This window comes from Cedecea sp. VD22 (assembly GCF_037150195.1).
Lineage (GTDB): Bacteria > Pseudomonadota > Gammaproteobacteria > Enterobacterales > Enterobacteriaceae > Cedecea.
The window spans coordinates 1-25,540 of the sequence record NZ_JBBCPX010000019.1 but is presented as its reverse complement, the minus strand read 5'-3'; the positions used below and the strand labels follow the sequence as shown (position 1 = coordinate 25,540).

The window sequence follows — 25,540 nt, the reverse complement described above, 5'->3', positions numbered from 1 at the left end:
GTTGTGCTTATTGCATTGAAAGATTTAAGATAAGTTTTAGCCGCGCTTTTGTATTATCCCGGATGAATTGAGACTTCAGGCATAAAAATCCCTGAGTCTGAAAGGGATATAGTGCCTTTTTTGGTGGGGTATTTTGTTTTGTAAAGAAGAAAAATATGGAAGAAGTTATCTATTTTGTGAAGCGTATAAAGATGGTCGCTGAGGCAGGAAATATTATATATCTATGAATTTGTAGTTTTCAGTGGGGAAGATAATTTTGAAGGAAAATAGTATATATTATTTAGTGTCGCTTAACTCATTCAGATGCTCCAATATTTGACTGCGCAATAATAGCTGATAACTAAAAGTGCGTGTGTTTTTTTATACTGGCTCTTCAGAAGAAGAGCCAGTGGAGTGCGGAGCTGAAAGAATTGCCTTAACGGCCGGCGTTTTTCATGATGCGGGCTTTATCTACAGCCCATTCGCGATCTTTCGCATCGGAACGCTTATCATGCTGCTTCTTACCTTTCGCTACGCCTATTTTCACTTTGCACCAGGCGTTCTTCCAGTAGAGGGACAGGGCGACGATGGTATAACCGTCGCGGCTGACGCTACCGAACAGGTTGTTCAGCTCGCGCTGGTTAAGCAGCAGTTTGCGGGTACGGGTAGGATCGCAGACGACGTGGCTGGAGGCGACGGTCAGCGGCGTGAAGTTGGCGCCAAACAGATAAGCCTCGCCATCTTTAAAGATAACGTAGCTGTCGCCGATGTTTGCCTTCCCGGCACGTAATGATTTTACTTCCCAGCCTTGCAGCGCGAGACCCGCTTCAATCTCATCTTCGATAAAGTATTCGTGGCGGGCACGCTTGTTTAGCGCAATGGTGGCTGAGCCTGGTTTGTGTGCTTTTTTCTTAGTCATAGTGCTGCTCAGTATATGTAATCCAGGAGTTCAAAGACACCCCGCGGCCTGCGCGAGGAGGAAGCGCTTATCTTAGCATGAGCGGCAGAGAGTTTTTGTTTGCGCGGTGATAAATGTTATTATTTGTCCGATTTATGACTCCCAGGAATTGTTATGCCGCAGATTAGCCGTACTGCTTTGGTGCCCTACAGCGCCGAGCAGATGTACCAGTTAGTGAACGACGTGAATTCGTACCCGGAATTTTTACCTGGCTGCACCGGTAGCCGGGTGATTGACGCATCGGCTAATCAGATGACGGCGGCGGTCGACGTTTCAAAAGCCGGGATCAGCAAAACCTTTACTACCCGAAATACCCTGACCGACAATCAGAGTATCCTGATGCATCTGGTGGATGGCCCCTTCAAAAAGCTGATGGGTGGCTGGAAGTTCACGCCGCTCAGTGAAGATGCCTGCCGGATTGAGTTCCAGCTTGATTTCGAATTTACCAATAAGCTGATTGAGCTGGCCTTTGGCCGTATCTTTAAAGAGCTTGCCGGCAGCATGGTTCAGGCATTCACTACCCGCGCCAAAGAGGTTTACCGTGCCGCGTGAGATTCAGGTTGAGGTGGTGTACGCTCTGCCGCAAAAACAGTACCTGCGCCAGGTGAAGCTTGAGGAAGGCAGCACGGTTGAGCAGGCGATTGTCGCCTCTGGCCTCCTTGAACTTCGTGACGATATCGATCTGACGAAAAACAAAGTCGGTGTGTACAGCCGCCCGGTAAAGCTGGGGGATAAAGTGAATGACGGCGATCGGGTTGAGATTTACCGGCCGCTGATTGCCGACCCGAAAGAATTACGTCTCCAGCGTGCTGAACGTTCTGCCCAGAAATAACTCTGTATGACAGTGACAAAAAAAAGGTGCCTCAGGCACCTTTTTTTATGCATCGATCCAGCCTTATTCCGCTTTGGTCAGGGCTGGTTTGTTGTCGATGTTAGTTAGTACGCCGCTGCTGTTAAAGGTCAGGGTCAGCGTCTGCTGAGTCACGTTCTCGTGGCCCGGCTGCTGGCGGAAGACATAGAACCAGGTATTGGTGCCGAACGGATCGGACATCATTGGCGTCCCTAGGGTGTAGGCCACCTGTTGTTGGGTCATGCCCACGCGGAGTTTGGACACATCATTAGGTGCCAGATAGTTACCCTGGTTGATGTCTGGGCGGTAAACCACTCGCTCCAGAGTGGAACAGCCTGCGGTCAACATCAGAAGAACCGCTGCGGCAGCAGTCAGCATTTTACAACGCATAGTGATTTGATTCCTTTTCGGGCCGGAGTAGTGCGTGGCTCATTCGTATTATGCCGATGATAATAGACCTTTAAGCAGTTTAAAACCTCAAGGCGCTCAACTCTGACAGTGGGAGCATAAAAAAGTTGGTTGAAAAGGTGGCAGAAAGTCGGATTAGCGAGTGGGGCGGGTGTTTTTTGCACAATGCACGGCGCTGGATACACCGTGCATTGTAAAGCCTCAGGCGGCCAGCAGCTCTTTGGCATTGGCCAGCGTGTTGCGTGTCACTTCACTGCCGCCGAGAAGACGAGCAAGCTCCTGTAGGCGAGAACGTTTGTCCAGCGGCTGCATATGCGTTTCGGTCATTTCCCCGTCGGTTTCTTTGCTGACGAAGAAGTGGTGGTGACCGCAGCCGGCAACCTGCGGCAGGTGAGTGACGCACATCACCTGAGTAGATTCGCCTAGCTGACGCAACAGTTTACCCACCACCGCGGCGGTCGGGCCGCTGATCCCCACGTCGACTTCATCGAAGATCAGCGCCGGTGTTTCCATTTTTCGGGCGGTGATCACCTGAATCGCCAGCGCGATGCGAGAAAGCTCGCCGCCTGAGGCCACTTTTGCCAGCGGCTGCAGCGGCTGCCCTGGGTTGGTGCTGACGCGGAAATCAATGCGGTCAGCGCCTTCGGCGGTGAGGTGGTTTTCGTTAAATTCGACGTCAATGGCGAGCTTTCCGTGCGGCATGGAGAGCGAATGCATGCTTTCCGTAATCAACTGGCACAGTTCATTGGCATGTTTGGCCCGGCTTTGGTGAAGCGCCTGCGCCACGGCAAGCGCCTGCTGATGATGTTGGGCAACGGCCTGCAGCAACGCTTCCAGCGACCCGGTTTGCTCATCCAGTAACTGCTGTTCATCCAGCAACTTCTGGTGGAAATCGGGTAGCTCTTCAGGCGTGATGTGGTGCTTACGTGCCAGAGAGATCTGACGAGAAATACGCTGTTCCAGTTCATAAAGACGGTTTGGATCCAAATCCAGACGATCGCAGTAATGGCGTAGTTCGTCGCTGGCTTCGGAAATCTGAATGGCGGCTTCTTCCAGCATATCCAGTACGCCAGAGAGCTTGTTATCCATGCCCACCAGTTCACCCATGAGGTGGCGCACGGTATACAGCTGACTTTGTAGATTGCTTTCTTCCCCGTCGGCCAGCACGTCCAGCGCCTGCTGGCTGGTGGAGAGCAGCTGGCCGCTGTTGGCGAGGCGCTTGTACTCTTCATCAATCAGTTCGAATTCACCGGCAACGGGAGAAAACTCATTCAGCTCTTTGAGCTGGTAGTGAAGCAGTTCGGCTTTGGCTGAACGCTCCTGAGCCAGTTGCTGATGCTGCGCCAGAGTACGGCAGCTTTGGTGCCATTCGCGGTAGCGTTCTGCCATTTGTTGAATCAGCGCCTGCTCGCCGGCATAGCCGTCCAGAAGCGTTTTTTGATGCTCGGGCTTGAGCAACAGCTGGTGGGCGTGCTGGCCATGAATCTGGATAAGCAACTGACCGAGATCGCGCAGTTGGGAAAGGGGCACGGAGGTACCGTTGATAAAGCCCCGGGAGCGGCCATCGCTGCTGATCACGCGGCGAAGCAGGCATTCTCTGCCGTCTTCCAGCTGGTTTTCTTCCAGCCAGCGTAGCGCAGCCGGGGTGTCTTTCAGGGAAAAGCGGGCGCAGAGATCCGCGCGATTTGCACCTGAACGCACCATGTCCGCTTCCGCGCGACCGCCCAGGCACAGGCCCAGCGCATCTATGGCAATAGATTTACCGGCACCGGTTTCCCCGGTAATGGCCGTCATCCCGTGATGAAAGTCTATTTCAAGTTCACGAACGATAGCGAAATTGCTGATGGTGAGTTGAGCGAGCATGACCACTCTCCTGTATGAAAAATCATAACTGTGTTTTCATACAGTATAAACTGGTTTTATATACAGTAAAGTGGCCAGGTGGTTTTTTAGAACAATTTTTTTGACCAGCCGAGTTTCGAACTTAATGTGTTGAAATAGCTGTAGTCTTTCGGGTGAATCAGATTGAGGTGGTAGTCGCAGCGGCGAATGAGTACATCTTCACCTTCCTGAATAGGCAAAGCAATCTGGCTGTCGCAGCTGATTTCAAGGTCACTTCGCATATGGGAAAAACGCAGGCGAATGGTGCTGCTGCTGTTGATCACCAGCGGGCGCGCAGACAGCGTATGCGGGAACATCGGCACCAGCGTAATAGCATCCAGCGAAGGCGTAAGAATCGGGCCACCAGCGGAAAGCGAGTAGGCGGTCGAGCCGGTCGGCGTGGAGATAATCAGCCCGTCAGAGCGCTGTGAAAACGCAAAGATTTCGTCGATATAGACTTCGAACTCAATCATATGCGCGACTTTACCGGGGTGAAGCACCACTTCGTTTATCGCGGTACTGAGGCGCGTAGGCGTATCATGCTGACAGACCTGGGCTTCGAGCAGGAAGCGGCTTTCGGTGATGTAATGCCCTTCAAGAACGTCCGCCAACTGCTGCTGGGCATTGTCCGGGTCAAGGTCGGTCAGGAAACCCAGGTTGCCACGGTTGATGCCAATGACTTTTATGTCATAGCGAGCAAGCACCCGAGCGGCGCCCAGCATATTGCCATCCCCGCCGACGACCACGGCCAAATCAGCCTGCTGGCCTATCTCCGCCAGCGTGCCGGTTTTCACCTGCTTGAGGTTTAGCTCCTGGGCGATTTGCTGTTCCACCATCACTTCATAGCCTTTGGCGCACAGCCAGCGATAGAGCATTTCATGCGTGGTCAGAGCGGTGGGGTGACGCGGATGCCCGACAATACCGATGCAGTTGAAATGTTTGTTCATTATCCTGGTGGTCCTTATTCGCAGACGTTCCTGCGACAATATGACAGGTTCCCTTGAAACCCTGAAACTGATCCCCATAATAAGCGAAGCAGCGAGATGAATGCTAAAAACGCGGAGAATTTCATGAGTAGTAAAGAACAGAAAACACCTAACGAGCAAGCCCCGGAAGATATCGTCATGGATCAGCACGAAGAAGTCGAGGCCGTAGAAGGTGCCGATGTCGTGGATCCGCGCGACGAAGAGATTGCAAATCTGCAGGCTCAACTGGCAGAAATGAAGCAGCGCGAGCGTGAAATTGAGCCGCGCCACCAGGCTGATTTAGCTAACCTGCGTCGCCGTACCGAACAGGATATCGAGAAAGCGCACAAGTTCGCCCTGGAAAAGTTCGTGAACGAACTGCTGCCGGTTATCGACAGCCTGGATCGTGCGCTGGAAGTGGCCGACAAGTCCAACCCGGATTTAGCCCCAATGATCGAAGGCATTGAGCTGACCCAGAAGTCGATGCTGGATGTGGTTCGCAAGTTCGGCGTGGAAGTGGTGGGCGAAACTAACGTGCCGTTTAACCCGGACGTGCACCAGGCGATTGCGATGGTTGAATCTGCCGACGTTGCACCAAATAACGTGCTGATGGTGATGCAGAAAGGTTACACCCTGAACGGCCGTACTATTCGTGCCGCGATGGTTTCCGTAGCCAAAGCCTGATTTATTGCCGAAAGTAAAAAGCCAGCCCGGAGGCTGGCTTTTTACGTCTATTGCTCAACGCTTTGCCGCAAAGGCTTTACCGGCGTGACGCGCACCTGCTTAATCATGTTGTCCTGTACGTCTAGAATATCGATGTCGTACTGACTGAGCCGGATGCGGGTTCCAGCCGCCGGGATTTCCTGAATTTCTTCCAGAATCATCCCGTTTACCGTGCGGGCGTCGTCTTCCGGCAGCGTCCAGTTAAAGGCTTTATTGAGTTCTCGCACGTTGGCGCTGCCTTCGATAATGACCGAGCCGTCGTTTTGCGGCGTCACTTCTTCCGCAAGCGTAGGGGACATGGACGTGGTGAAGTCACCGACGATCTCTTCCAGAATATCCTCTACGGTCACCAGGCCCTGGATATCGCCGTATTCATCTACCACCAGGCCAACTTTCTTTTTATTGCGCTGGAATTTCACCAGCTGCACGCTGAGCGGGGTGCCTTCCGGCACAAAGTAAATCTCATCGGCCGAGCGCAGCATCACCTCTTTGGTAAACTCTTTTTTCTCAGTCATCAGGCGGTAGGCTTCGCGGACGCGCAGCATGCCGATGGCATCATCCAGACTGTCGCGGTACAGCACTATGCGGCCGTGCGGGGAGTGTGTTAACTGGCGGACGATGGACTTCCAGTCGTCATTAATATTGATACCGACGATTTCGTTCCGCGGCACCATGATGTCGTCGACGCTGACCTTTTCCAGATCCAGGACCGACAGCAGCATATCCTGGTTGCGCCGCGAAATTTGCGAGCGGGATTCATGCACGATGGTTCGCAGCTCGTCTTTGCTGAGGGCGGTGCTAATAATGTTGTCAACCTTGATGCCAACCATGCGCATCAGCAGACGGGTAATAGTATTCAGCAGCCAGACCAGCGGCATCATCAGGAACTGCAGCGGGCCGAGCAGCCAGCTGCTTGGATAGGCGACTTTTTCGGGATACAGCGCGGCGATGGTTTTAGGCAGGACTTCGGCAAACACCAGCACAACAAAGGTTAAAACACCGGTTGCTATTGCCACGCCTGCGTTACCGTAAAGGCGGATGCCGACGATAGTCGCTAATGCAGAAGCCAGAATATTGACCAGGTTGTTCCCGATTAACACCAGGCTGATCAGGCGGTCTGGCTTGCGCAGGAGTTTTTCAACGCGCTTCGCTGCCCGGTTGCCCTGTTTGGCGCGGTGGCGCAGGCGGTAGCGGTTTAGCGTCATCATGCCGGTTTCTGACCCGGAGAAGTACGCGGACACCACCACCATGATGATCAGGGTGACGATCAGCGTGGTGGTTGAGATGTGTTCCAAAAGTGATTTCCTTTAAGAGATTAGCTAACGAACTGCTGCAGGACACGGCTGCCAAAATAAGCGAGGGTTAAAATGCCCGCGCCGGCAACGTTGAACCAGACTACGCGGCGGCCGCGCCATCCTTCATGATAGTGCCCCCACAGCAGAACGACGTAGACAAACCAGGCGAAAATCGACAGCACGGCTTTATCGACGTTTTCCATGCTGAACAGGTTCTTCATGTAAAACAGGCCGGTGCACAGCGTCAACGTCAGCAGGACAACGCCCACCTGGGTGATATGAAACATTTTACGCTCGATCACCATCAGCGGCGGCATTTCTGCGCTGAAGGCCAGCTTTTTGTTCTTTAACTGGTAGTCAATCCACGCCAGCTGCAAAGCGTATAGCGCGGCAATGATCAGCGTCGCATAGGCAAAGAGCGACAGGCCGATATGCACCATCATTCCCGGTGTGGCTTCGAGATGGGTGATAAATTCGTTGGGCATAAAGGTCGCCAGCGCCAGATTTATCAGCGCAAAGGCGTAAACAATCGGTAACAGCAGCCAGCCCCGATTACGAGAGGCGACAATGGTCATTACCGTACAAATCATCAGGCTGACGAGGGACCCTACGTTCAGCAGGCTCAGGTTTTGCCCGCCATCGACGGTAAAGAAGCGCGCTTCCAGCGCCAGCGCATGGCTGACCAGGGCAATAGCGGCGGACAAAATGGCAAAGCGTCGCCATCCGCTGTTCTTCCGCAGAAGACCGGGAATGATCAGCGCCAGGCTGACGGAGTAGGCTACAAGCGCAAGAATGGCGAAAACGGGCATATTAATGTGTCGGTCAAATTGGCCAGAGAACAAAAAAGCCAGTATAACGTTACCTGTCGCCTGCTCCAACCGTTGGATCACACCCGAGGCGGCTTCATGATATAATCCGCCAAATTCAGTTTTGTGTCGCGAGCAGCGGCCCCAGTTACCACGTTAGGCAAAATACCATGTTTGATAATTTAACAGACCGTCTGTCGCGTACCCTGCGCAATATTAGCGGCCGTGGGCGGCTAACCGAAGAAAACGTTAAAGAGACACTGCGCGAAGTGCGCATGGCGCTGCTGGAGGCGGACGTTGCGCTGCCGGTAGTGCGTGATTTTATCAGCCGCGTTAAAGAAAAAGCGGTGGGGCATGAAGTCAATAAAAGCCTGACCCCGGGCCAGGAGTTCGTCAAAATCGTTCGCGCTGAACTGGTTTCCGCGATGGGCGAAGAGAACAGCAGCCTGAACCTCGCGGCTCAGCCACCGGCAGTTGTGCTGATGGCTGGCCTGCAGGGCGCAGGTAAAACCACCAGCGTCGGTAAGTTAGGTAAATTCCTGCGCGAGAAGCAGAAGAAAAAAGTGTTGGTGGTTTCAGCGGACGTTTATCGCCCTGCGGCGATTAAACAGCTGGAAACTCTGGCCCAACAGGTTGAGGTGGACTTCTTCCCGTCTGATGCGCAGCAAAAACCTGTCGATATCGTTAATGCCGCGCTGAAAGAAGCGAAGCTGAAGTTCTACGACGTGCTGCTGGTGGATACCGCTGGTCGTCTGCACGTCGACGAAGCAATGATGGACGAAATCAAACAGGTTCATGCCGCGATTAAGCCGGTAGAAACGCTGTTTGTGGTCGATGCCATGACCGGTCAGGATGCGGCGAATACCGCGAAGGCCTTCAACGAAGCGCTGCCGCTGACCGGCGTTGTGCTGACTAAAGTGGACGGCGACGCCCGCGGCGGTGCGGCACTGTCTATTCGCCATATTACCGGCAAACCAATCAAGTTCCTCGGCGTGGGGGAGAAAACCGAAGCGCTGGAGCCGTTCCACCCGGACCGTATTGCCTCCCGTATCCTCGGCATGGGCGACGTGCTGTCGCTGATTGAAGATATCGAAAGCAAGGTTGACCGCGCGCAGGCTGAGAAGCTCGCCAGCAAGCTGAAAAAAGGCGATGGCTTTGACCTGACCGACTTCCTTGAACAACTCAAGCAGATGAAGAACATGGGCGGCATGGCGAGCATGATGAGCAAGCTGCCGGGCATGGGCCAGTTGCCGGATAACGTTAAATCCCAGATGGACGACAAAGTGCTGGTGCGTATGGAGGCGATTATCAGCTCGATGACGCTGAAAGAACGCGCGCAGCCGGACATCATCAAAGGCTCCCGCAAGCGCCGTATCGCGCAGGGTTCCGGCATGCAGGTGCAGGACGTTAACCGCTTACTGAAGCAGTTTGACGACATGCAGCGCATGATGAAGAAAATGAAGAAAGGTGGCATGGCCAAAATGATGCGCGGTATGAAAGGGATGATGCCACCAGGTTTCCCTGGCCGCTAAGCTCTTTTCGATTGCTTTTTACGCCGAAATGAGTAAAATTTTCGGGCTTTTAATATGACACCGGGCTCCATCCCTCGATGGGGCCCGGCGTTTTATTCACTAAAGAGGATGTTATGGTAACTATTCGTTTAGCACGTCACGGCGCTAAAAAGCGTCCGTTCTACCAGGTTGTCGTTACTGATAGCCGTAATGCACGTAACGGTCGCTTCATTGAGCGCGTTGGTTTCTTCAACCCTATCGCTAATGAGAAAGAAGAAGGCGTTCGCCTGGATCTGGATCGCGTAGCACATTGGGTTGGCCAGGGCGCAACCGTTTCTGATCGCGTTGCTGCGCTGATCAAAGAAGCTAAGAAAGCAGCTTAATCTGTCACGGTGGTCATGATGAGCAAGCAACTCGCCGCACAGGTTCCTGTTAACCCAATTGTGTTGGGCAAGATGGGCTCCTCCTACGGTATTCGTGGTTGGCTCAGAGTGTTTTCCTCCACCGAAGACGCCGAAAGCATTTTTGACTACCAGCCCTGGTTTATCCAGCGCGGCGGTCAGTGGCAGCAAGTACAGCTGGAAAGCTGGAAGCACCACAATCAGGATCTGATCATCAAGCTGCAAGGCGTTGACGATCGGGGTGCCGCGAATCTTCTGACCAATTGCGAAATTGTCGTGGATTCAACGCAGCTGCCGGCTCTTGAAGCGGGTGACTACTACTGGAAAGACCTTATGGGCTGCCAGGTAGTGACCACTCAGGGCTACCAGCTCGGTAAAGTCATCGACATGATGGAAACCGGCTCGAATGACGTTCTCGTCATCAAGGCAAACCTGAAGGATGCATTTGGCATCAAGGAGCGGCTGGTTCCGTTCCTCGATGGGCAGGTTATCAAGAAAGTCGATCTCGCTACTCAAACCATTGAAGTAGACTGGGATCCTGGTTTTTAAAACTCCGAAATCATACGGTAGTCGCTAGCATAGTGGGGATTGGCTTGTGTTTATTGGTGTAGTTAGCCTGTTTCCTGAGATGTTCCGCGCAATTACCGATTACGGGGTAACTGGCCGGGCAGTAAAAAATGGCCTGCTGAGCATTCAAAGCTGGAGTCCACGCGACTTCACCTATGACCGGCACCGTACCGTGGACGATCGTCCTTACGGTGGCGGACCGGGAATGTTGATGATGGTTAACCCTTTGCGGGAAGCTATCCACGCAGCGAAAGCAGCGGCAGGGGAAGGTGCTAAGGTTATCTATCTTTCACCTCAGGGGCGCAAGCTTGATCAAGCGGGCGTCAGTGAACTGGCAGCAAATGAGAAGTTAATTCTGGTTTGTGGCCGTTACGAAGGGATCGATGAGCGCGTGATCCAAACCGAAATTGACGAAGAATGGTCAATCGGCGATTACGTTCTCAGCGGCGGTGAGCTACCAGCGATGACGCTGATTGACTCAGTATCCCGGTTTATTCCGGGCGTTCTGGGGCATGAAGCATCGGCAACCGAAGATTCGTTTGCTGAAGGGTTGCTGGATTGCCCTCACTACACCCGTCCTGAAGTGTTGGATGGCATGGAAGTACCGGCAGTGTTATTGTCGGGGAACCATGCGGAGATTCGCCGTTGGCGCCTGAAACAGTCGCTGGGCCGCACCTGGCTTAGAAGACCTGAACTTTTGGAAAACCTGGCTCTGACTGAAGAGCAAGCAAGGTTGCTGGCGGAGTTCAAAAAAGAGCATACGCAACAGCAACATAAACATGATGGGCAGGCGTAAGCCCCCTTAACCCCAAAATAGTTGGAGTTGCAGCAAGATGGCAAGCGAGTGAATCCCGATGAGCTTACTTCAGTAAGTGATTTGGGTGAAGGAGAGCAGCCAGCGCAGATGCAGCTTCAAATATGACGGGGAAATATCAGTTTACCCAGGATAAGAGATAAATTATGAGCAATATTATTAAGCAACTTGAACAAGAACAGATGAAACAGGATGTACCTTCCTTCCGTCCGGGCGACTCCGTGGAAGTGAAAGTATGGGTCGTTGAAGGTTCTAAAAAACGTCTGCAGGCATTTGAGGGCGTGGTTATCGCTATCCGTAACCGCGGTCTGCACTCTGCATTCACTGTTCGTAAAATTTCTAACGGCGAAGGTGTTGAGCGTGTATTCCAGACTCACTCCCCAGTAATCGACAGCATTACTGTTAAACGTCGTGGTGCCGTTCGTAAAGCTAAACTGTACTACCTGCGTGAGCGTACTGGTAAGTCTGCTCGTATCAAAGAGCGTCTTAACTAAGATTCGCTTAGGCGACATCCAAATAAAAGGGCTGCCATCTGGCAGCCCTTTTTTATGGGAAAAAGAAAGCATCGTGCGCTTGTAAAGGTCATCACTCTGGCTGAAAAACATGTGAATTGTGTTTTGTTGTTTGCCCCAAACAGTCGGAAACCACGTTTTTCGGCTGTTTGTCACCGGACGGAAAGGGCTGCCATCTGGCAGCCCTTTTTTATGCTCTAAATCGGCCTTGATTATGGGGCGGTGATGACGACCGCGACGCGGCGGTTTTCCGCTCGGCCTTCGCCGGTGTTGTTGCTGGCCACCGGGTATTTCTTACCCAAACCTTGGGTTGTGAGGTTGCTGCGTGGGATGTGAGCACCTTCGGCCCAGGCATCTGCCACGATATTAGCGCGCTTGAGGGAGAGCTGTTCGTTGTAGCCGTCTTCACCGTAGTTATCCGTGTGACCATCCATGCGGGCGTGTTTCAGGCCGGTCGCAGAGAGTTTAGCGGCCATACTCTGGATGGTCTGGTAGCTTTCAGGCTGCAGCTTGTACTGGTTTTTACCAAACAGGATCTTGTCTGACAGTCCAAGTGACCAGCCGTCGTTTGACTCAGAGAATCCGTACGAGCGCATCGCGGCAACCTGTTCAGGAGAGAACGTCGATGGCGGTGCCTGACAGCCAGTTAACAGAAACGAGAAGAGGATTGCCGGTGCAAATAAGCGTGAAGCTTTCATAATGTATCCCTTTGGGGCGGTTTTATTAGCAACTCACGTTGCTTGTGTTTTTCTATGTACATATTGCGATCAGCAGTTTCCATCAGGCTTTCCGCTGAGGTGATATCTTTCGCGAGCGCAACGCCGATGCTTAGGGTCATGGTGACCCAGTGCTCGCCTGGTAAAAGGATCGGCTGCTCGACCATTTCTTTTAACTGTTCCAGCACGGAAGCGGCTTGTTCTTCGCTGTTCACAGAATGAAGCAGCATGGCAAATTCGTCCCCGCCGAGACGGAAGGCGAGGTGGCGCGTATTGGCATACACCTGTAACCGTTTTGCGACTTCAATAAGCACAGCATCCCCGGCCGCATGTCCCCAGGTATCGTTAACAAATTTGAAGTTGTCGCCGTCCATAAACAGCAAGGCGCTGTTCTGGAGTATTTCGGGATCTGCAATCAGTTTATCCAGCGCGGTTCGGAAGGCTGCTCGGTTTGCCAGGCCTGTCAATGAGTCCTGCAGGGCCGTTTTCTGCAGCGAAGCATTTTTCAGCTGAAGCTGTTTTTGCCATTCTTCCATCTCATCCAGCAGGCTGTTGAAGTCTTGGGCAAAGAGGTGAAACTCCTCAATTTTTTCCGGTGATACGCGGCGAGAAAAGTTACGGTTGCTGCGAACGTCGTGGACAACGTCAGTAATATTCTGCAGCGCGGCATCAATATCGCGATGTAAATGGCGTGAAATGCCTAAGGCGATAACTGACGCGAGTAAAATACAGGCCGTCAGCACGCCTAATGAGAGCCAGACAAACAAAGTCACGGTAGCATCCGTGCCTATCAGCCGCATTTCCCCGATGATTTTCCCGTTATGCCAGATAGGCTGCCTGATCGGATGAGGATATAGCCATCGGGTCACCAGGCCACTCACCATGTCATGCTGAGACGGCTTATCTGCCTGCCAGTGCGTGAGCTCCTGACCATTAACATCTACCACCTTTGCGGCGGTGAATTGCCCTTGCTTGCCCAGCACGGCCAGGGTTTCATTGGCCGCGGTGCCATCACGGAAAACAACGGCGGCTTCCAGGCTATGACTTACAGTCACCGCCAGCAATTCGAGGTTTTTTTGCGCATACTGTTTTAGCGTCAGCATCGAAGCGACGGAAAGCAGCAGCCAGACAGCCAGCATGGCAATAACCACGCTGATTATGCTGATTCTACGTAACGTTCCTTTAAACGTTGGACGTGACGGCGTAGTCAAATCCTTATTCATGACTATTATTCCCTGGCCGAGCCAGCAGTAATACATCCGGACTAACCCTGACGCCGCTGCGGCTGAGGGCATCAAGGTTTACCGAAAAAGAAACTGCGTCATTATGAATATTCAGGCAGAAAGCACTGCCAATTATGCATTGTGGGTTCTGCTCGGCAATTAACAATAAAGGCCGGGATTGATAACGTTCTATTAATTGCAACTGCTGTTGTGGTGACTCGTTACCAAAATATATCCCGTCGCAGTTCGCTCGCAATGCCTCGTCTGATGACTGAACGAGGAGGGGTTGATATGAAATATCGCTATTTTTTGTGCTTAGCGTCGTGGCATAGGCTGCCGTTGAAAATATGCAGAGCTTTGGAAGCCCCTGTAGCTGAGGCCAGCGGGTGTAGCTGACAATCCCGGCCACTGTAGTACGGACTTTGTCGGGCAGCACGGGGCTTGTTGCCTGTGCAGCCTGCATCCTGAATATCGTTAGCGCGAGGACGATAAATGTTAAAAATAACGTCAGCCCGCGGAGTTGAGACGTGGTTTTCACGTGCCACCAGCCCAAAAGCATCCTGGCCGGTGAAGCCAGTCTTTATTATTTATGATGTTGCCTTTGAGCATATCACTCCCACGTATTTCCGTCATTCATTCCCAGGTGTGATGATATTCCTGATTATCCAAAATAATAACGAGAATAACCCTGGAATGATGCTGTAAATCGTTATCGGTTTCCCCACGAAAAACGCACACGTGGGGGATAATATCAGCATAGAAGGTGGAATGAATTTTTACGCGCGCTTTTGTTTAGTCATGCAGGTTTGACCGTAAAATGTGCATTTTTATGTTTTGTGTAATCTTTTATTTACGAATTTGGCGATTGTATGCGGCATTTAATTGGTTGTGTAACGATTAATTTACGCATAATGGATTGCAATCTTTACTGTCGGCGGTTACAGTAAGGCCTCCTCTACGAGGAAACGACTATCGCAAACGAGCTAAATACAGGGCAGACATCATGCAAAAAGACGCGCTTAACAACGTTCATATCTCTGACGAACAGATACTCATCACGCCGGATCAGCTTAAAGCGGAATTTCCACTCACTGCGGCTCAGGAAGCGCAAATTGAGCAGTCCCGCCAGACGATCTCCAATATTATTGCTGGCCGCGATCCGCGCCTGCTGGTTGTTTGTGGACCTTGCTCGATCCACGATCCGGAAGCTGCGATTGAATACGCTCGTCGTTTTAAAGCTCTGTCTGAACAAGTTAGCGATAGTCTGTACCTCGTGATGCGCGTCTATTTTGAAAAGCCTCGTACGACCGTGGGTTGGAAAGGGCTTATCAACGACCCGCACATGGATGGCTCGTTTGATGTGGAAGCAGGGCTGAAAATTGCGCGTCGCCTGCTGGTTGAGTTGGTAAGCCTGGGGCTGCCGCTGGCAACCGAGGCGCTGGATCCCAATAGCCCGCAATACCTGGGTGACCTGTTTAGCTGGTCTGCAATTGGTGCCCGTACCACTGAATCCCAGACTCACCGCGAAATGGCTTCCGGTCTTTCTATGCCGGTTGGTTTTAAAAATGGGACTGATGGCAGTCTGGGCACGGCGATTAACGCGATGCGCGCCGCGGCAATGCCGCACCGCTTCGTGGGCATTAACCAGGCAGGGCAGGTTTGCCTGCTGCAGACTCAGGGTAACCCAGATGGGCACGTGATTCTGCGCGGCGGTAAAGCACCTAACTACAGCCCGGCGGATGTTGCCCAGTGTGAAGTCGAAATGCAGAAAGCAGGCCTGCGTCCGTCCTTGATGATCGATTGCAGCCACGGCAACTCAAATAAAGACTTCCGTCGCCAGCCGGGCGTGGCCGAATCCGCCATTGCCCAGATTAAAGATGGTAACCGCTCTATTATTGGCCTGATGATTGAAAGTAATATCCATGAAGGGAATCAATCATCAGAGCAGCCGCGTAGCGAAATGAAATACGGCGTGTCCGTTACCGATGCATGCATCGACTGGGAAACTACGGACAGCCTGCTGCGTGAGATCCACAAAGATCTGAGCGGCGTGCTGGCGGCTCGTCAGGCATAAGAGGTTTACTATGGTGGCTGAATTGACCGCACTGCGCGATCAAATCGACGAAGTAGATAAAGCACTACTGGATTTGCTGGCTAAGCGGCTGGAACTGGTAGCGGAAGTGGGGGAAGTAAAAAGCCGCTTCGGCTTGCCGATTTATGTGCCGGAGCGAGAAACCTCCATGCTGGCGTCTCGCCGCAAAGAGGCTGAAGCTCTGGGCGTTCCGCCGGATTTAATTGAGGACGTGCTGCGCCGCGTGATGCGCGAGTCGTACTCCAGCGAGAACGACAAGGGCTTTAAAACCCTGCATCCTGCTTTGCGTCCGGTGGTGATTGTTGGCGGCGGTGGCCAGATGGGCCGTCTGTTTGAAAAAATGCTGACGCTTTCCGGCTACCAGGTTCGTATTCTTGAAAAAGAAGACTGGGACAAAGCACCGGCGCTGCTGGCCGATGCGGGCATGGTGATTGTCAGCGTACCGATTCATATCACCGAGCAGGTTATCGCTAAGCTGCCTCCGCTGCCGGCGGACTGCATCCTGGTGGATTTAGCGTCGGTGAAGAATGGCCCGCTGCAGGCGATGCTTGCCGTACATTCGGGCCCGGTTCTTGGCCTGCACCCGATGTTTGGCCCGGATAGCGGCAGCCTGGCAAAACAGGTTGTGGTCTACTGTGATGGTCGTCAGCCTGAAGCCTATCAGTGGCTGTTGGAACAGATTCAGGTCTGGGGTGCGCGCTTGCACCGCTCCAGCGCGGTTGAGCATGACCAGAACATGGCGTTTATTCAGGCGTTGCGCCACTTCGCGACCTTCGCCTATGGCCTGCATCTGGCGGAAGAAAATGTGCAGCTTGAACAGCTGCTGGCGCTGTCTTCGCCGATTTACCGCCTGGAGCTGGCGATGGTGGGCCGACTGTTTGCCCAGGATCCACAGCTCTATGCCGACATCATCATGTCGTCGGAAAGTAACCTGGCGCTGATCAAACGTTATTATAAACGGTTCGGCGAGGCGATCGGCCTGCTGGAACATGGCGACAAGCAGGCGTTTATCGACAGCTTCCGGAAAGTGGAGCACTGGTTCGGGGATTACGCGCAGCGTTTCCAGAATGAGAGCCGCGTTCTGTTACGGCAGGCAAATGATAACCGTCAGTAAGTGCCAAAAGGTCTTATAATCAAAAGCCAGTGGGAGTTTGCCCGCTGGCTTTTTTGTTTGTCAAAAGGATCCCTGAAATGGCTGAGCCGCAGTTGCTGTTCGACTATACCGGTCACTTACCCGAATGCCCTACGTGGAGTGCAGAAGAAGGCAGCCTCTACTGGACGGATATTCTGGAGAATGAAATCCACCGCTACCATCTGGCCAGCGGCAAACATGACGTTATTCAGTTTTCTGAAGAAGTAGGCTGTTTTGCCTTGCGTGAGTCCGGCGGATTTATCGTGGCGATGAGAAGCGGTATCTGGCTAACCAATAATACTGGGCTGATCGTGGGCAAAGTCTGTGATAACCCGAGCAACCCGGATTTGGCGCGTTTCAACGATGGCGGCACCGACAGGCAGGGGCGTTTTTATGCCGGCACGTTCTGGGGGCCAGGGGATTACAACGGCGCGCTACTTTGCCGGGTGGATAACGATCTGACGCCGCATGTAGTTCAGCATGATATTCATGGCGCAAACGGGCTTGCATTTAGCCCGGACGGCAAATGGATGTATACCTCTGACACGCCCAATGCCGTGATTTACCGCACGCCGCTGGATGAGCAAGGCGAGCCAGGCCGACGTGAAGCCTTCAGGCGGTTTGCCGAAGGTGAGGGCATTCCTGATGGCGCGGCGATGGATTGCGAAGGCTATTACTGGACGGCGTTGTTTGATGGCTACCGCATTGTGCGCATTTCTCCTCAGGGTGAGATTGTGGAAGAGCATCGCTTGCCCGTGCGTTGCCCGACAATGGTCTGTTTTGGCGGCGAGGATATGAAAACGCTGTTTATTACCACCACCAGAGAAAACATGGATGAAGATGAAGTGGCCCGATTACCGCTTTCCGGGGCGCTTTTCACCCTCCGCGTTGCGGTGGCCGGAATGGAAAAACTGAAGTTTCGGGAAGTGTGATTTGTGCAGCCCGGTTTTAGCCGGGCTGGCATTGTGATCAGGCCGGGTCGACCGGTACCACGTTTTCGCTTGGGTAGCTGCCGAGCACTTTCAGAGAGCGAGTAATTTCCCCCAACTCGCGCAGCGCCTTACGCATACTCTCATCTTTCAGGTTTGCCTGAATATCCAGATAGAACATCTCTTCCCACGGGTTGCCGTTGATTGGGCGCGATTCCAGCTTAGTCATGATCAGACTGTGGTTGCGTAATACCAGAAGTGCTTCTACAAGGGCACCGGCCTGCTGGCCAGTCGCCATAAGCAATGTAGTTTTCGCTGGTACCTGATCGGACACTTCGACGGCCTTACGGGCCAGAACGATGAAGCGAGTGATGTTCTGGGTCTGGTTCGCGAGGTTACGCTCCAGCACCTGCAGGCCATAAAGTGCGCCGCCGGCTTCGCTGCCCAAAGCGGCAACGCGAGGAGAGTTGGCCTGAGCGACTTTTTCCATCGCGGCAGAGGTACTTTCGGTGTATTCAATTTTCCAGTGTGGATAACGATTAATGAACTGGCTGCACTGCTGGAAAGGTTGAGGATGACTATAAACCGTTTGGATTTCCTCGAGATCGGTGGAACCGGAAACCAGTACGCAGTGGTCAATCGGCACGGTCATTTCGGCAACAATCGACAGGCTGGTGTGCTGCAGTAGATCGTAGACGTCATTAATGGCCCCCGAACTTGTGTTCTCGATTGGCACGACAGCGTAATCGGCCTGGCCGGTTTCCACCTGATTGAAGATGTCGTGGAATTTGGCACAGCCGCTTTCGATGAACTGCTCAAAGTGGCGCGCGGCATACTGGCGCGCAGCAAGATGAGAATAAGAACCTTTGGGGCCGAGGAAAGCGACGCGGGCAGAGTGAGGGTTCGTTTTGTTCAGGTGCTGCTGCAGCAGAGTTTGCTGGGTCAGAACAGAATCTTCAATAATGAGCTGGAACAGGCGCGTGATGTAGTGGGCATCGAGATGGTGATCTTTACCGAGAGTAATCAGGCGTTCCAGTAAATCTCTTTCACGATCGATATCGCGTACCGGGCGGTGAGAAGCGAGTTTGGCTTTGCCAACTTCAACCGCTAGCAGGCGGCGCTCTGCCAGCAGGGCTAACAGCTTTTCATCCAGCGCGCTGATTTTATCGCGCAGGGCCAGCAACGGATTAATTTCGGTCATAACGCTACCTTTTCGGTGTCCATAAAAAAAGCCTCCCGGTTGGGAGGCTTGTTTGTTCGTCTTCGCATTCTTTATCACACGACGAATTGCCTCCCAGTCAGGGGAAGGTAAAAAAGAATGCGAAGAAGAACGGGAAAAGTTTCATGCCAGGTTTCCTGAGGAATCTGAGAGGTAAAGTACCTGCTCTGTTTTCGTTCTGTCAATAAAAAACGCGCCCGGAGGCGCGTTGCGGTGAGTGGAAGGAGAGTGATGTATTACTCTTCGTCAGCTTCTGCTTCTGCGAAGGACACGTCTTTCACTGAACCTGCTGCGCGACGTGCTTCACCTTTGTGTTGCACTTTATTTAACTGCCGCTCCAGTTTGTTGATCAAATCGTTGATAGCCGTATACATATCTTCATGTCTGGCACTGGCTACGAGGTGCCCATTCGGTGTGTTAATCGTGGCATCAGCCACAAAACCTTGAGGCTCTTTGGACAAGATAATATGTGGATTAATGAGATGAGTTTGCCACTTGTCCAGTTTGCTGAGACGGTCGGCGACATGCTGGCGAATAGCTGGGGTGATTTCCATTTGCTTGCTGGTAATGTTCATTGTCATAAATTTACCTCTTGTCTTTGCCGTCTTGGTAACTCCAGCATACCGTTCTTAATGTCAAAATGTGTGATGTAAATCACGTTATTTTGTCACTTTTTGTCAAGGAGACCTTTTTGTGAGGCAGGACAGGATATGTGCTTTTAAGGCTTGTGGTTATCAGAAATCACGTCCATATTGGATGGGATGACCTGACGCTAAACCGTTTCAGTTTTCGCGTCGGCAGATAAAAAAACGGCAGCCGAGGCTGCCGTTTTTCTTGTTATATTGTCGATCAGGTGTTGCTGCTGTTGGCGGCAATGATCTTCGCGACTTTCTCTGCCTGACCCGGCATCTGCAGCTCGCGGTAGGCATTTTCCATCAGCTTCAGGCCATCGCGGGTGGCCTGAGTGTCAGGATAATCACGCAGCATACCTTCTACGCGATTAACTACTGCCACCCACGCGCCGCGTTTCGTGTAATATTGCGCCACGGAAAGCTCATACTTCGCCAGGCGATCTTTCAGGAACACGAGACGTTTAGTCGCATCGGTAACGTACTGGCTGTTCGGGTAGCCGCGCACCAGCTTCGAGAAGTCGTTAAAGGCATCGCGTGCGTGCTGTGGATCCCGGTCGGAACGGTCAACGCCGAAGAAACCCTGCAGCGCACTGTCATCCAACGCCATGTCCGTCAGGCCACGCATGTAAAGTACGTAGTCGATGTTTGGATGCGTAGGATTGAGGCGCATAAAGCGATCGATCGCCGCCTGAGCCAGCGGTAAGTCCGCATTTTTGTAGTAGGCGTAGATCAGGTCGAGCTGCACTTGCTGAGAGTACGGGCCGAATGGATAGCGGTTATCCAGCGCTTCCAGTTGCGTTATCGCCGCTTTAAAGTTACCGTCCTGCAGCTTTTGCTGGGCAGTCGCGTAGATCTCAGAAGGCGGATTATCAGGAACCTCATCCTTGGAACTGGAGCAACCAGCCAAAGCCAGGCTCAACGTGGCCGCTGCCACCAGATATTTCATGCGCGTCATGACGTTTGACTTTCCTAAGTAATGTTATTTCCGGGAGAGTTCGTGTTCCGGCTCCCGATAAAGACCAGCTACAATAGCACATTATATTAAACGGCATTGCCGTAAAACCCAACGTTAACGAAAGAAGCTGTCTATGGCACAACTAGTACAACTCACCGAAACGGTGTCCGATTCACAACTGGGTCAACGCTTAGATCAGGCATTGGCCGAATTGTTCCCGGATTATTCGCGTTCGCGCATAAAAGAATGGATTCTTGACCAGCGAGTTACGGTCAACGGCGTTGTCTGGGACAAGCCGAAAGAGAAAGTGTTGGGTGGCGAAAGCGTAACCATCAATGCTGAAATTGAAGAAGAGGTCCGCTGGGAGGCTCAGGATATCCCGCTGAATATCGTCTACGAAGATGAAGATATTCTGGTGATCAACAAGCCACGCGACCTCGTTGTGCACCCCGGTGCAGGCAATCCGGACGGTACTGTGCTCAATGCGTTGCTGCACTATTACCCGCCAATTGCGGATGTGCCTCGCGCGGGCATTGTTCATCGTCTGGATAAAGACACCACCGGCCTGATGGTCGTGGCAAAAACTGTCCCGGCGCAAACTCGCCTGGTTGAAGCCCTTCAACTGCGAGAAATTACCCGTGAGTACGAAGCCGTTGCAATTGGTCATATGACAGGCGGTGGTACGGTTGAAGAACCAATCAGCCGCCATCCAACTAAACGTACCCATATGTCAGTGCATCCAATGGGCAAACCGGCGGTCACTCACTATCGCATTATGGAGCACTTCCGCGTGCATACGCGCCTGCGTTTGCGTCTGGAAACCGGCCGTACTCACCAGATCCGCGTGCACATGGCGCATATCAGCCATCCGCTGGTGGGCGATCAGCTTTACGGTGGGCGTCCTCGTCCGCCGAAAGGCGCATCGGAAGAGTTCGTCAGCGTACTGCGCAAGTTTGATCGCCAGGCCTTACACGCAACCATGCTGCGCCTGTACCATCCTATCAGTGGTATTCTGATGGAGTGGAGCGCGCCAATCCCACAGGATATGGTTGAACTGATCGAAGCTTTACGCGCTGATACCGAAACCCATAAAGACCAACTGGACTGGCTATGACCAAAACGATCGTCCCGCACTGGCCTCTTCCTGAAGGCGTTGCTGCCTGTAGCTCAACCCGCGTGGGTGGCGTTAGCGTCGCACCGTATGACTCGATGAATCTGGGTGCCCATTGCGGCGACGATCTGGCTGATGTTGAAGAGAATCGTCGGCTATTTTATGCAGCCGCAGGCTTGCCTTCGAAGCCGGTCTGGCTTGAGCAGGTTCACGGGAAAACTGTGTTGAAGCTAACGGGCGAGCCATATGCCTCAAAGCGAGCAGATGCTTCTTATAGCAATACGCCGGGGACGGTTTGCGCGGTGATGACGGCGGATTGTCTGCCGGTGCTGTTTTGTAATGAGGCCGGAACTGAAGTTGCGGCAGCGCATGCTGGCTGGCGCGGTTTATGTGAAGGCGTGCTCGAAGAGACGGTAGCCTGTTTCCAGGATCGTCCACAGAATATTCGCGCCTGGCTAGGGCCGGCTATTGGTCCGCAGGCGTTCGAAGTGGGGCCGGAAGTTCGCGAAGCCTTTATGGCGAAGGACGAAAAAGCGGCAAACGCTTTTAGCGCAGCGGGCGAAAAGTACTATGCTGATATCTACCAGCTTGCAAGGCAGCGGCTGGCGAACGTGGGTGTTACGCAGGTGTACGGCGGTGACCGCTGTACCTGGACCGAAAGTGGCGATTTCTTCTCATACCGTCGCGACAGAACAACGGGTCGTATGGCAAGTTTCATCTGGCTGATATAACCTATCGAATCAAGACGATCCAGTGCGTGTCGCTCGTGCTTCATATATTTCAGGTCATTAACCTTGAATAATTGAGGGATGACCTCATTTAATCTCCAGTAGCAAATTTGACCTGTTTATGGGAGGAGTTATGCGTCTGGATCGTCTTACCAATAAATTCCAGCTTGCTCTCGCCGATGCCCAATCTCTTGCTCTTGGGCACGACAATCAATTCATCGAACCTCTGCATCTGATGAGCGCTCTGCTCAATCAGGAAGGGGGCTCTGTGCGTCCGTTACTGACCTCTGCGGGAGTCAACGCGGGCAAATTACGTACCGACATCGAGCAGGCATTAAGCCGCCTGCCACAGGTAGAAGGCACCGGCGGTGACGTCCAGCCTTCTCAGGATTTAGTGCGTGTACTGAACCTGTGCGACAAACTTGCACAAAAAAGAAACGACAACTTTATTTCGTCAGAACTGTTTGTTCTGGCGGTACTTGACTCACGCGGCACTCTGACCGACCTGCTGAAAGCGGCAGGCGCAACGCCAGCCAACGTAACCGCCGCGATTGAGCAAATGCGTGGAGGGGAGAACGTGAACGATCAAGGTGCCGAGGATCAACGTCAGGCATTGAAGAAATACACCGTTGATTTAACTGAGCGAGCTGAACAAGGCAAGCTGGACCCGGTAATCGGCCGTGATGAAGAAATTCGGCGTACTATCCAGGTATTGCAGCGCCGTACCAAAAATAACCCGGTACTGATTGGTGAGCCGGGCGTGGGTAAAACAGCCATCGTCGAAGGGCTTGCACAACGGATCATTAATGGCGAAGTACCTGAAGGTTTGAAAGGCCGACGCGTGCTTGCGCTGGATATGGGCGCGCTGGTGGCCGGTGCCAAATATCGCGGTGAGTTTGAAGAGCGTCTGAAAGGTGTGCTCAGCGATCTCGCTAAGCAGGAAGGCAACGTCATTCTGTTTATTGATGAGCTACATACCATGGTTGGCGCAGGTAAAGCCGACGGCGCAATGGATGCCGGGAATATGCTTAAGCCAGCCCTGGCTCGAGGTGAATTGCACTGCGTTGGCGCAACCACGCTCGACGAATACCGTCAATATATAGAGAAAGATGCCGCGCTTGAGCGTCGTTTCCAAAAAGTGTTTGTAGCAGAGCCTTCTGTAGAAGACACCATTGCGATTCTGCGTGGGCTGAAAGAACGCTATGAGCTTCATCACCATGTACAAATTACTGACCCGGCGATTGTCGCGGCAGCTACGCTGTCCCACCGCTATATTGCCGATCGTCAGCTGCCGGATAAAGCCATCGACCTCATCGACGAGGCCGCATCCAGCATTCGTATGCAGATAGACTCCAAGCCGGAAGAGCTTGATCGTCTTGACCGCCGTATTATTCAGCTCAAGCTGGAACAACAGGCGTTGAAGAAAGAATCTGATGAAGCCAGTCAGAAACGCCTCAGCATGTTGAATGAAGAGCTGGAAGATAAAGAGCGTCAGTATTCGGAGCTCGAAGAAGAGTGGAAGGCGGAGAAAGCCTCGCTGTCAGGTACGCAGACCATTAAGGCTGAGCTTGAACAGGCGAAAATAGCAATCGAGCAGGCTCGCCGCGTGGGTGACCTTGGGCGGATGTCTGAATTGCAGTACGGCAAAATTCCAGAGCTGGAAAAACAGCTGGCCGCGGCAACCCAAAGCGAAGGGAAAACCATGCGTCTGCTGCGTAATAAAGTGACGGATGCAGAAATCGCCGAAGTCCTGGCTCGCTGGACCGGGATCCCGGTAGCCAGAATGCTGGAAGGTGAGCGCGACAAGCTATTACGTATGGAAAAAGAGCTTCATCAGCGTGTGATTGGCCAGGATGAAGCCGTCGAAGCTGTCTCTAACGCGATTCGTCGTAGCCGTGCTGGATTGTCCGATCCTAATCGCCCAATAGGTTCGTTCCTGTTCCTGGGGCCAACCGGGGTAGGTAAGACTGAGTTGTGCAAAGCGTTAGCGAACTTTATGTTCGACAGTGACGATGCGATGGTGCGTATCGACATGTCCGAGTTTATGGAGAAACACTCCGTATCGCGGCTAGTGGGTGCGCCTCCGGGTTATGTCGGTTATGAAGAAGGTGGCTATTTGACGGAAGCCGTTCGTCGCCGTCCTTATTCCGTTATTCTGCTGGATGAGGTAGAGAAAGCGCATCCGGATGTGTTTAACATTCTGTTGCAGGTTCTGGACGACGGCCGTCTTACCGATGGGCAGGGCCGTACTGTTGATTTCCGTAATACGGTTGTCATTATGACCTCTAACCTTGGTTCAGACTTAATTCAGGAGCGTTTCGGTGAACTGGATTACGGCCATATGAAGGATCTGGTGCTGGGCGTTGTTAGTCAAAGCTTCCGTCCGGAGTTCATTAACCGTATTGATGAGGTTGTTGTCTTCCATCCTCTTGGGGAGCGCCACATTGCTTCTATTGCTCAGATTCAGCTGCAGCGTCTGTACAACCGGCTGGAAGAGCGTGGCTATGGCGTAAGTATCTCTGACGACGCATTGAAGCTCATCAGCGAGAACGGTTACGACCCGGTCTACGGTGCTCGTCCGTTGAAACGGGCTATTCAGCAGCAAATTGAAAACCCATTGGCTCAGCAAATCCTTTCCGGTGAGCTGATTCCTGGAAAAACAATCAAGCTGGAAGTCAACGACGACCGCATTGTGGCTGTGCAGTAAGTCACTCAACGTAAAAAACGAGCCCATTTGGGCTCGTTTTTGTTTGTAAAACAGCCATTGCTGGCTGGGCTTTATCCTTTTTGCCTGGAAAGTGAGCGGTCAGAAAATTTTTTCAAATTAGGGGTTGTCAGGCTCTGAGAACTCCCTATAATGCGCCTCCACTGACACGGCGAAGCGGCTTCGAAAGCGGCTTCACAACCCAGTAGTCAGTCAGACGAAAGCAAAAATAAACGCTTGACTCTGAAAGAGGAAAGCGTATTATACGCCACCTCGAGTTAGCAAGCGAAAGCGCCTAACTCACTGCTCTTTAACAATTTATCAGACAATCTGTGTGGGCACTCGCAGGATTGATATCTCAGCATCTTAGGATGCAAACAAATATCAAGTCTTGAAGAGTGACTACTGATTTTATAAACAGTTTTAATT

At 52.6% G+C, this 25,540-nt stretch carries 28 protein-coding genes and 1 other annotated feature; of the genes, 15 read left to right on the top strand and 13 right to left on the bottom strand.

What is annotated here, in order from left to right; translation table 11 throughout:
- Positions 1 to 415: 415 nt before the first annotated feature.
- On the bottom strand, positions 416 to 898 hold the full coding sequence (gene smpB / locus WFK85_RS21350; RefSeq protein ID WP_336709319.1) for an SsrA-binding protein SmpB: 483 nt from the start codon (positions 896 to 898) through the stop codon (positions 416 to 418).
- 153 nt (positions 899 to 1,051) lie between these two features.
- On the opposite strand from smpB, the gene WFK85_RS21345 reads away from it, so the two are divergent.
- Positions 1,052 to 1,489: a type II toxin-antitoxin system RatA family toxin gene (locus WFK85_RS21345; RefSeq protein ID WP_008458184.1), complete on the top strand. Its 438-nt coding sequence runs from the start codon at positions 1,052 to 1,054 to the stop codon at positions 1,487 to 1,489.
- Positions 1,479 to 1,769, top strand: coding sequence for an RnfH family protein (locus tag WFK85_RS21340; protein ID WP_336709316.1), 291 nt, complete (start codon positions 1,479 to 1,481; stop codon positions 1,767 to 1,769). The genes WFK85_RS21345 and WFK85_RS21340 overlap by 11 nt, the downstream gene beginning before the upstream one ends.
- A 63-nt stretch (positions 1,770 to 1,832) precedes the next feature.
- On the opposite strand, the gene bamE is transcribed toward WFK85_RS21340, so the two are convergent.
- The 3 genes from bamE to nadK all read right to left on the bottom strand — a co-directional run bounded on the left by bamE (position 1,833) and on the right by nadK (position 5,023).
- Positions 1,833 to 2,177, bottom strand: a complete 345-nt coding sequence (gene bamE / locus WFK85_RS21335) for an outer membrane protein assembly factor BamE (RefSeq protein ID WP_166995716.1) — start codon at positions 2,175 to 2,177, stop codon at positions 1,833 to 1,835.
- 219 nt (positions 2,178 to 2,396) lie between these two features.
- Positions 2,397 to 4,058, bottom strand: coding sequence for a DNA repair protein RecN (recN, locus tag WFK85_RS21330; RefSeq protein WP_336709314.1), 1,662 nt, complete (start codon positions 4,056 to 4,058; stop codon positions 2,397 to 2,399).
- Positions 4,059 to 4,144: 86 nt separating this feature from the next.
- Entirely contained in the window at positions 4,145 to 5,023 is an 879-nt protein-coding gene (nadK, locus tag WFK85_RS21325; RefSeq protein ID WP_166995720.1) for an NAD(+) kinase, read from the bottom strand.
- Between the two features lie 123 nt (positions 5,024 to 5,146).
- Here nadK and grpE point away from each other — a divergent pair, with 123 nt between their 5' ends.
- Entirely contained in the window at positions 5,147 to 5,725 is a 579-nt protein-coding gene (grpE, locus tag WFK85_RS21320) for a nucleotide exchange factor GrpE (protein WP_008458175.1), read from the top strand.
- Positions 5,726 to 5,772: 47 nt separating this feature from the next.
- On the opposite strand, the gene WFK85_RS21315 is transcribed toward grpE, so the two are convergent.
- Both WFK85_RS21315 and WFK85_RS21310 read right to left on the bottom strand, forming a co-directional pair.
- Positions 5,773 to 7,059: an HlyC/CorC family transporter gene (locus tag WFK85_RS21315; protein ID WP_039286882.1), complete on the bottom strand. Its 1,287-nt coding sequence runs from the start codon at positions 7,057 to 7,059 to the stop codon at positions 5,773 to 5,775.
- A 20-nt stretch (positions 7,060 to 7,079) separates the two neighbouring features.
- Positions 7,080 to 7,868, bottom strand: coding sequence for a cytochrome C assembly family protein (locus WFK85_RS21310; RefSeq protein WP_336709311.1), 789 nt, complete (start codon positions 7,866 to 7,868; stop codon positions 7,080 to 7,082).
- 167 nt (positions 7,869 to 8,035) lie between these two features.
- Between WFK85_RS21310 and ffh the strand changes: the two genes are divergently transcribed.
- The 5 genes from ffh to rplS all read left to right on the top strand — a co-directional run bounded on the left by ffh (position 8,036) and on the right by rplS (position 11,652).
- Complete coding sequence (ffh, locus tag WFK85_RS21305; protein WP_008458172.1) at positions 8,036 to 9,397, top strand: signal recognition particle protein; 1,362 nt, start codon at positions 8,036 to 8,038, stop codon at positions 9,395 to 9,397.
- A gap of 113 nt (positions 9,398 to 9,510) precedes the next feature.
- A complete protein-coding gene (gene rpsP / locus WFK85_RS21300; protein ID WP_038479704.1) occupies positions 9,511 to 9,759 on the top strand; it encodes a 30S ribosomal protein S16 in 249 nt (82 codons plus the stop codon).
- A gap of 18 nt (positions 9,760 to 9,777) precedes the next feature.
- Positions 9,778 to 10,326 carry a ribosome maturation factor RimM gene (gene rimM, locus WFK85_RS21295; protein ID WP_336709308.1) on the top strand — a complete coding sequence of 183 codons (549 nt, stop codon included), beginning with the start codon at positions 9,778 to 9,780 and terminating at the stop codon, positions 10,324 to 10,326.
- A 46-nt stretch (positions 10,327 to 10,372) separates the two neighbouring features.
- The gene (trmD, locus tag WFK85_RS21290) at positions 10,373 to 11,140 is read left to right on the top strand and encodes a tRNA (guanosine(37)-N1)-methyltransferase TrmD (protein ID WP_008458169.1); all 768 of its coding nucleotides are present in this window, start codon (positions 10,373 to 10,375) and stop codon (positions 11,138 to 11,140) included.
- A gap of 164 nt (positions 11,141 to 11,304) precedes the next feature.
- The gene (gene rplS / locus WFK85_RS21285) at positions 11,305 to 11,652 is read left to right on the top strand and encodes a 50S ribosomal protein L19 (protein ID WP_008458168.1); all 348 of its coding nucleotides are present in this window, start codon (positions 11,305 to 11,307) and stop codon (positions 11,650 to 11,652) included.
- Positions 11,653 to 11,882: 230 nt separating this feature from the next.
- Here the strand turns inward: rplS and WFK85_RS21280 are convergent, their stop codons facing one another.
- From WFK85_RS21280 to WFK85_RS21270, 3 genes are read right to left on the bottom strand one after another with little or no spacing between them, the layout of a single operon-like run.
- Positions 11,883 to 12,368: an OmpA family protein gene (locus WFK85_RS21280; RefSeq protein WP_008458166.1), complete on the bottom strand. Its 486-nt coding sequence runs from the start codon at positions 12,366 to 12,368 to the stop codon at positions 11,883 to 11,885.
- Positions 12,365 to 13,609: a diguanylate cyclase DgcN gene (gene dgcN, locus WFK85_RS21275; protein WP_008458165.1), complete on the bottom strand. Its 1,245-nt coding sequence runs from the start codon at positions 13,607 to 13,609 to the stop codon at positions 12,365 to 12,367. The genes WFK85_RS21280 and dgcN overlap by 4 nt, the downstream gene beginning before the upstream one ends.
- Positions 13,602 to 14,072 (bottom strand): YfiR family protein, encoded by a 471-nt coding sequence (locus tag WFK85_RS21270; RefSeq protein ID WP_157141415.1) that lies wholly within the window; start codon positions 14,070 to 14,072, stop codon positions 13,602 to 13,604. Before WFK85_RS21270 ends, dgcN begins: the two co-directional genes overlap by 8 nt.
- Positions 14,073 to 14,101: 29 nt before the next feature.
- Here WFK85_RS21270 and WFK85_RS21265 point away from each other — a divergent pair, with 29 nt between their 5' ends.
- The 4 genes from WFK85_RS21265 (at position 14,102) to WFK85_RS21250 (ending at position 17,765) form a co-directional block, all read left to right on the top strand.
- A complete protein-coding gene (locus tag WFK85_RS21265; RefSeq protein ID WP_336709306.1) occupies positions 14,102 to 14,314 on the top strand; it encodes a hypothetical protein in 213 nt (70 codons plus the stop codon).
- Between the two features lie 298 nt (positions 14,315 to 14,612).
- Positions 14,613 to 15,683, top strand: a complete 1,071-nt coding sequence (aroF, locus tag WFK85_RS21260) for a 3-deoxy-7-phosphoheptulonate synthase AroF (RefSeq protein WP_008458162.1) — start codon at positions 14,613 to 14,615, stop codon at positions 15,681 to 15,683.
- Between the two features lie 10 nt (positions 15,684 to 15,693).
- Entirely contained in the window at positions 15,694 to 16,815 is a 1,122-nt protein-coding gene (gene tyrA / locus WFK85_RS21255) for a bifunctional chorismate mutase/prephenate dehydrogenase (protein ID WP_008458161.1), read from the top strand.
- Positions 16,816 to 16,892: 77 nt separating this feature from the next.
- On the top strand, positions 16,893 to 17,765 hold the full coding sequence (locus WFK85_RS21250; protein ID WP_166995728.1) for an SMP-30/gluconolactonase/LRE family protein: 873 nt from the start codon (positions 16,893 to 16,895) through the stop codon (positions 17,763 to 17,765).
- 37 nt (positions 17,766 to 17,802) lie between these two features.
- Here WFK85_RS21250 and pheA read toward each other — a convergent pair whose 3' ends face one another.
- The 4 genes from pheA to bamD all read right to left on the bottom strand — a co-directional run bounded on the left by pheA (position 17,803) and on the right by bamD (position 20,568).
- The gene (pheA, locus tag WFK85_RS21245) at positions 17,803 to 18,963 is read right to left on the bottom strand and encodes a bifunctional chorismate mutase/prephenate dehydratase (RefSeq protein ID WP_166995730.1); all 1,161 of its coding nucleotides are present in this window, start codon (positions 18,961 to 18,963) and stop codon (positions 17,803 to 17,805) included.
- Positions 18,964 to 18,984: 21 nt separating this feature from the next.
- Positions 18,985 to 19,109: a sequence feature (Phe leader region), on the bottom strand.
- Positions 19,061 to 19,108 (bottom strand): pheA operon leader peptide PheL, encoded by a 48-nt coding sequence (pheL, locus tag WFK85_RS21240; RefSeq protein WP_193216298.1) that lies wholly within the window; start codon positions 19,106 to 19,108, stop codon positions 19,061 to 19,063. (Overlaps the previous feature by 48 nt.)
- A 108-nt stretch (positions 19,110 to 19,217) precedes the next feature.
- Positions 19,218 to 19,562, bottom strand: a complete 345-nt coding sequence (raiA, locus tag WFK85_RS21235; protein ID WP_008458158.1) for a ribosome-associated translation inhibitor RaiA — start codon at positions 19,560 to 19,562, stop codon at positions 19,218 to 19,220.
- A 268-nt stretch (positions 19,563 to 19,830) separates the two neighbouring features.
- Entirely contained in the window at positions 19,831 to 20,568 is a 738-nt protein-coding gene (gene bamD, locus WFK85_RS21230) for an outer membrane protein assembly factor BamD (RefSeq protein ID WP_008458157.1), read from the bottom strand.
- A gap of 133 nt (positions 20,569 to 20,701) precedes the next feature.
- Here bamD and rluD point away from each other — a divergent pair, with 133 nt between their 5' ends.
- The 3 genes from rluD (at position 20,702) to clpB (ending at position 25,114) form a co-directional block, all read left to right on the top strand.
- A complete protein-coding gene (rluD, locus tag WFK85_RS21225; protein ID WP_008458156.1) occupies positions 20,702 to 21,682 on the top strand; it encodes a 23S rRNA pseudouridine(1911/1915/1917) synthase RluD in 981 nt (326 codons plus the stop codon).
- On the top strand, positions 21,679 to 22,410 hold the full coding sequence (gene yfiH / locus WFK85_RS21220; protein ID WP_166995732.1) for a purine nucleoside phosphorylase YfiH: 732 nt from the start codon (positions 21,679 to 21,681) through the stop codon (positions 22,408 to 22,410). Before rluD ends, yfiH begins: the two co-directional genes overlap by 4 nt.
- 130 nt (positions 22,411 to 22,540) lie before the next feature.
- On the top strand, positions 22,541 to 25,114 hold the full coding sequence (gene clpB / locus WFK85_RS21215) for an ATP-dependent chaperone ClpB (protein WP_336709302.1): 2,574 nt from the start codon (positions 22,541 to 22,543) through the stop codon (positions 25,112 to 25,114).
- The last annotated feature ends 426 nt before the right edge of the window (positions 25,115 to 25,540 follow it).

Coding starts and splice junctions, on each gene's coding strand:
- smpB (WP_336709319.1), bottom strand. CDS start 898: ATGACTAAGAAAAAAGCACACAAACCAGGCTCAGCCACCATTGCGCTA.
- WFK85_RS21345 (WP_008458184.1), top strand. CDS start 1,052: ATGCCGCAGATTAGCCGTACTGCTTTGGTGCCCTACAGCGCCGAGCAG.
- bamE (WP_166995716.1), bottom strand. CDS start 2,177: ATGCGTTGTAAAATGCTGACTGCTGCCGCAGCGGTTCTTCTGATGTTG.
- recN (WP_336709314.1), bottom strand. CDS start 4,058: ATGCTCGCTCAACTCACCATCAGCAATTTCGCTATCGTTCGTGAACTT.
- nadK (WP_166995720.1), bottom strand. CDS start 5,023: ATGAACAAACATTTCAACTGCATCGGTATTGTCGGGCATCCGCGTCAC.
- grpE (WP_008458175.1), top strand. CDS start 5,147: ATGAGTAGTAAAGAACAGAAAACACCTAACGAGCAAGCCCCGGAAGAT.
- WFK85_RS21310 (WP_336709311.1), bottom strand. CDS start 7,868: ATGCCCGTTTTCGCCATTCTTGCGCTTGTAGCCTACTCCGTCAGCCTG.
- ffh (WP_008458172.1), top strand. CDS start 8,036: ATGTTTGATAATTTAACAGACCGTCTGTCGCGTACCCTGCGCAATATT.
- rpsP (WP_038479704.1), top strand. CDS start 9,511: ATGGTAACTATTCGTTTAGCACGTCACGGCGCTAAAAAGCGTCCGTTC.
- rimM (WP_336709308.1), top strand. CDS start 9,778: ATGAGCAAGCAACTCGCCGCACAGGTTCCTGTTAACCCAATTGTGTTG.
- rplS (WP_008458168.1), top strand. CDS start 11,305: ATGAGCAATATTATTAAGCAACTTGAACAAGAACAGATGAAACAGGAT.
- WFK85_RS21280 (WP_008458166.1), bottom strand. CDS start 12,368: ATGAAAGCTTCACGCTTATTTGCACCGGCAATCCTCTTCTCGTTTCTG.
- dgcN (WP_008458165.1), bottom strand. CDS start 13,609: ATGAATAAGGATTTGACTACGCCGTCACGTCCAACGTTTAAAGGAACG.
- WFK85_RS21270 (WP_157141415.1), bottom strand. CDS start 14,072: ATGCAGGCTGCACAGGCAACAAGCCCCGTGCTGCCCGACAAAGTCCGT.
- WFK85_RS21265 (WP_336709306.1), top strand. CDS start 14,102: ATGTTAAAAATAACGTCAGCCCGCGGAGTTGAGACGTGGTTTTCACGT.
- aroF (WP_008458162.1), top strand. CDS start 14,613: ATGCAAAAAGACGCGCTTAACAACGTTCATATCTCTGACGAACAGATA.
- tyrA (WP_008458161.1), top strand. CDS start 15,694: ATGGTGGCTGAATTGACCGCACTGCGCGATCAAATCGACGAAGTAGAT.
- WFK85_RS21250 (WP_166995728.1), top strand. CDS start 16,893: ATGGCTGAGCCGCAGTTGCTGTTCGACTATACCGGTCACTTACCCGAA.
- pheA (WP_166995730.1), bottom strand. CDS start 18,963: ATGACCGAAATTAATCCGTTGCTGGCCCTGCGCGATAAAATCAGCGCG.
- raiA (WP_008458158.1), bottom strand. CDS start 19,562: ATGACAATGAACATTACCAGCAAGCAAATGGAAATCACCCCAGCTATT.
- bamD (WP_008458157.1), bottom strand. CDS start 20,568: ATGACGCGCATGAAATATCTGGTGGCAGCGGCCACGTTGAGCCTGGCT.
- rluD (WP_008458156.1), top strand. CDS start 20,702: ATGGCACAACTAGTACAACTCACCGAAACGGTGTCCGATTCACAACTG.
- yfiH (WP_166995732.1), top strand. CDS start 21,679: ATGACCAAAACGATCGTCCCGCACTGGCCTCTTCCTGAAGGCGTTGCT.
- clpB (WP_336709302.1), top strand. CDS start 22,541: ATGCGTCTGGATCGTCTTACCAATAAATTCCAGCTTGCTCTCGCCGAT.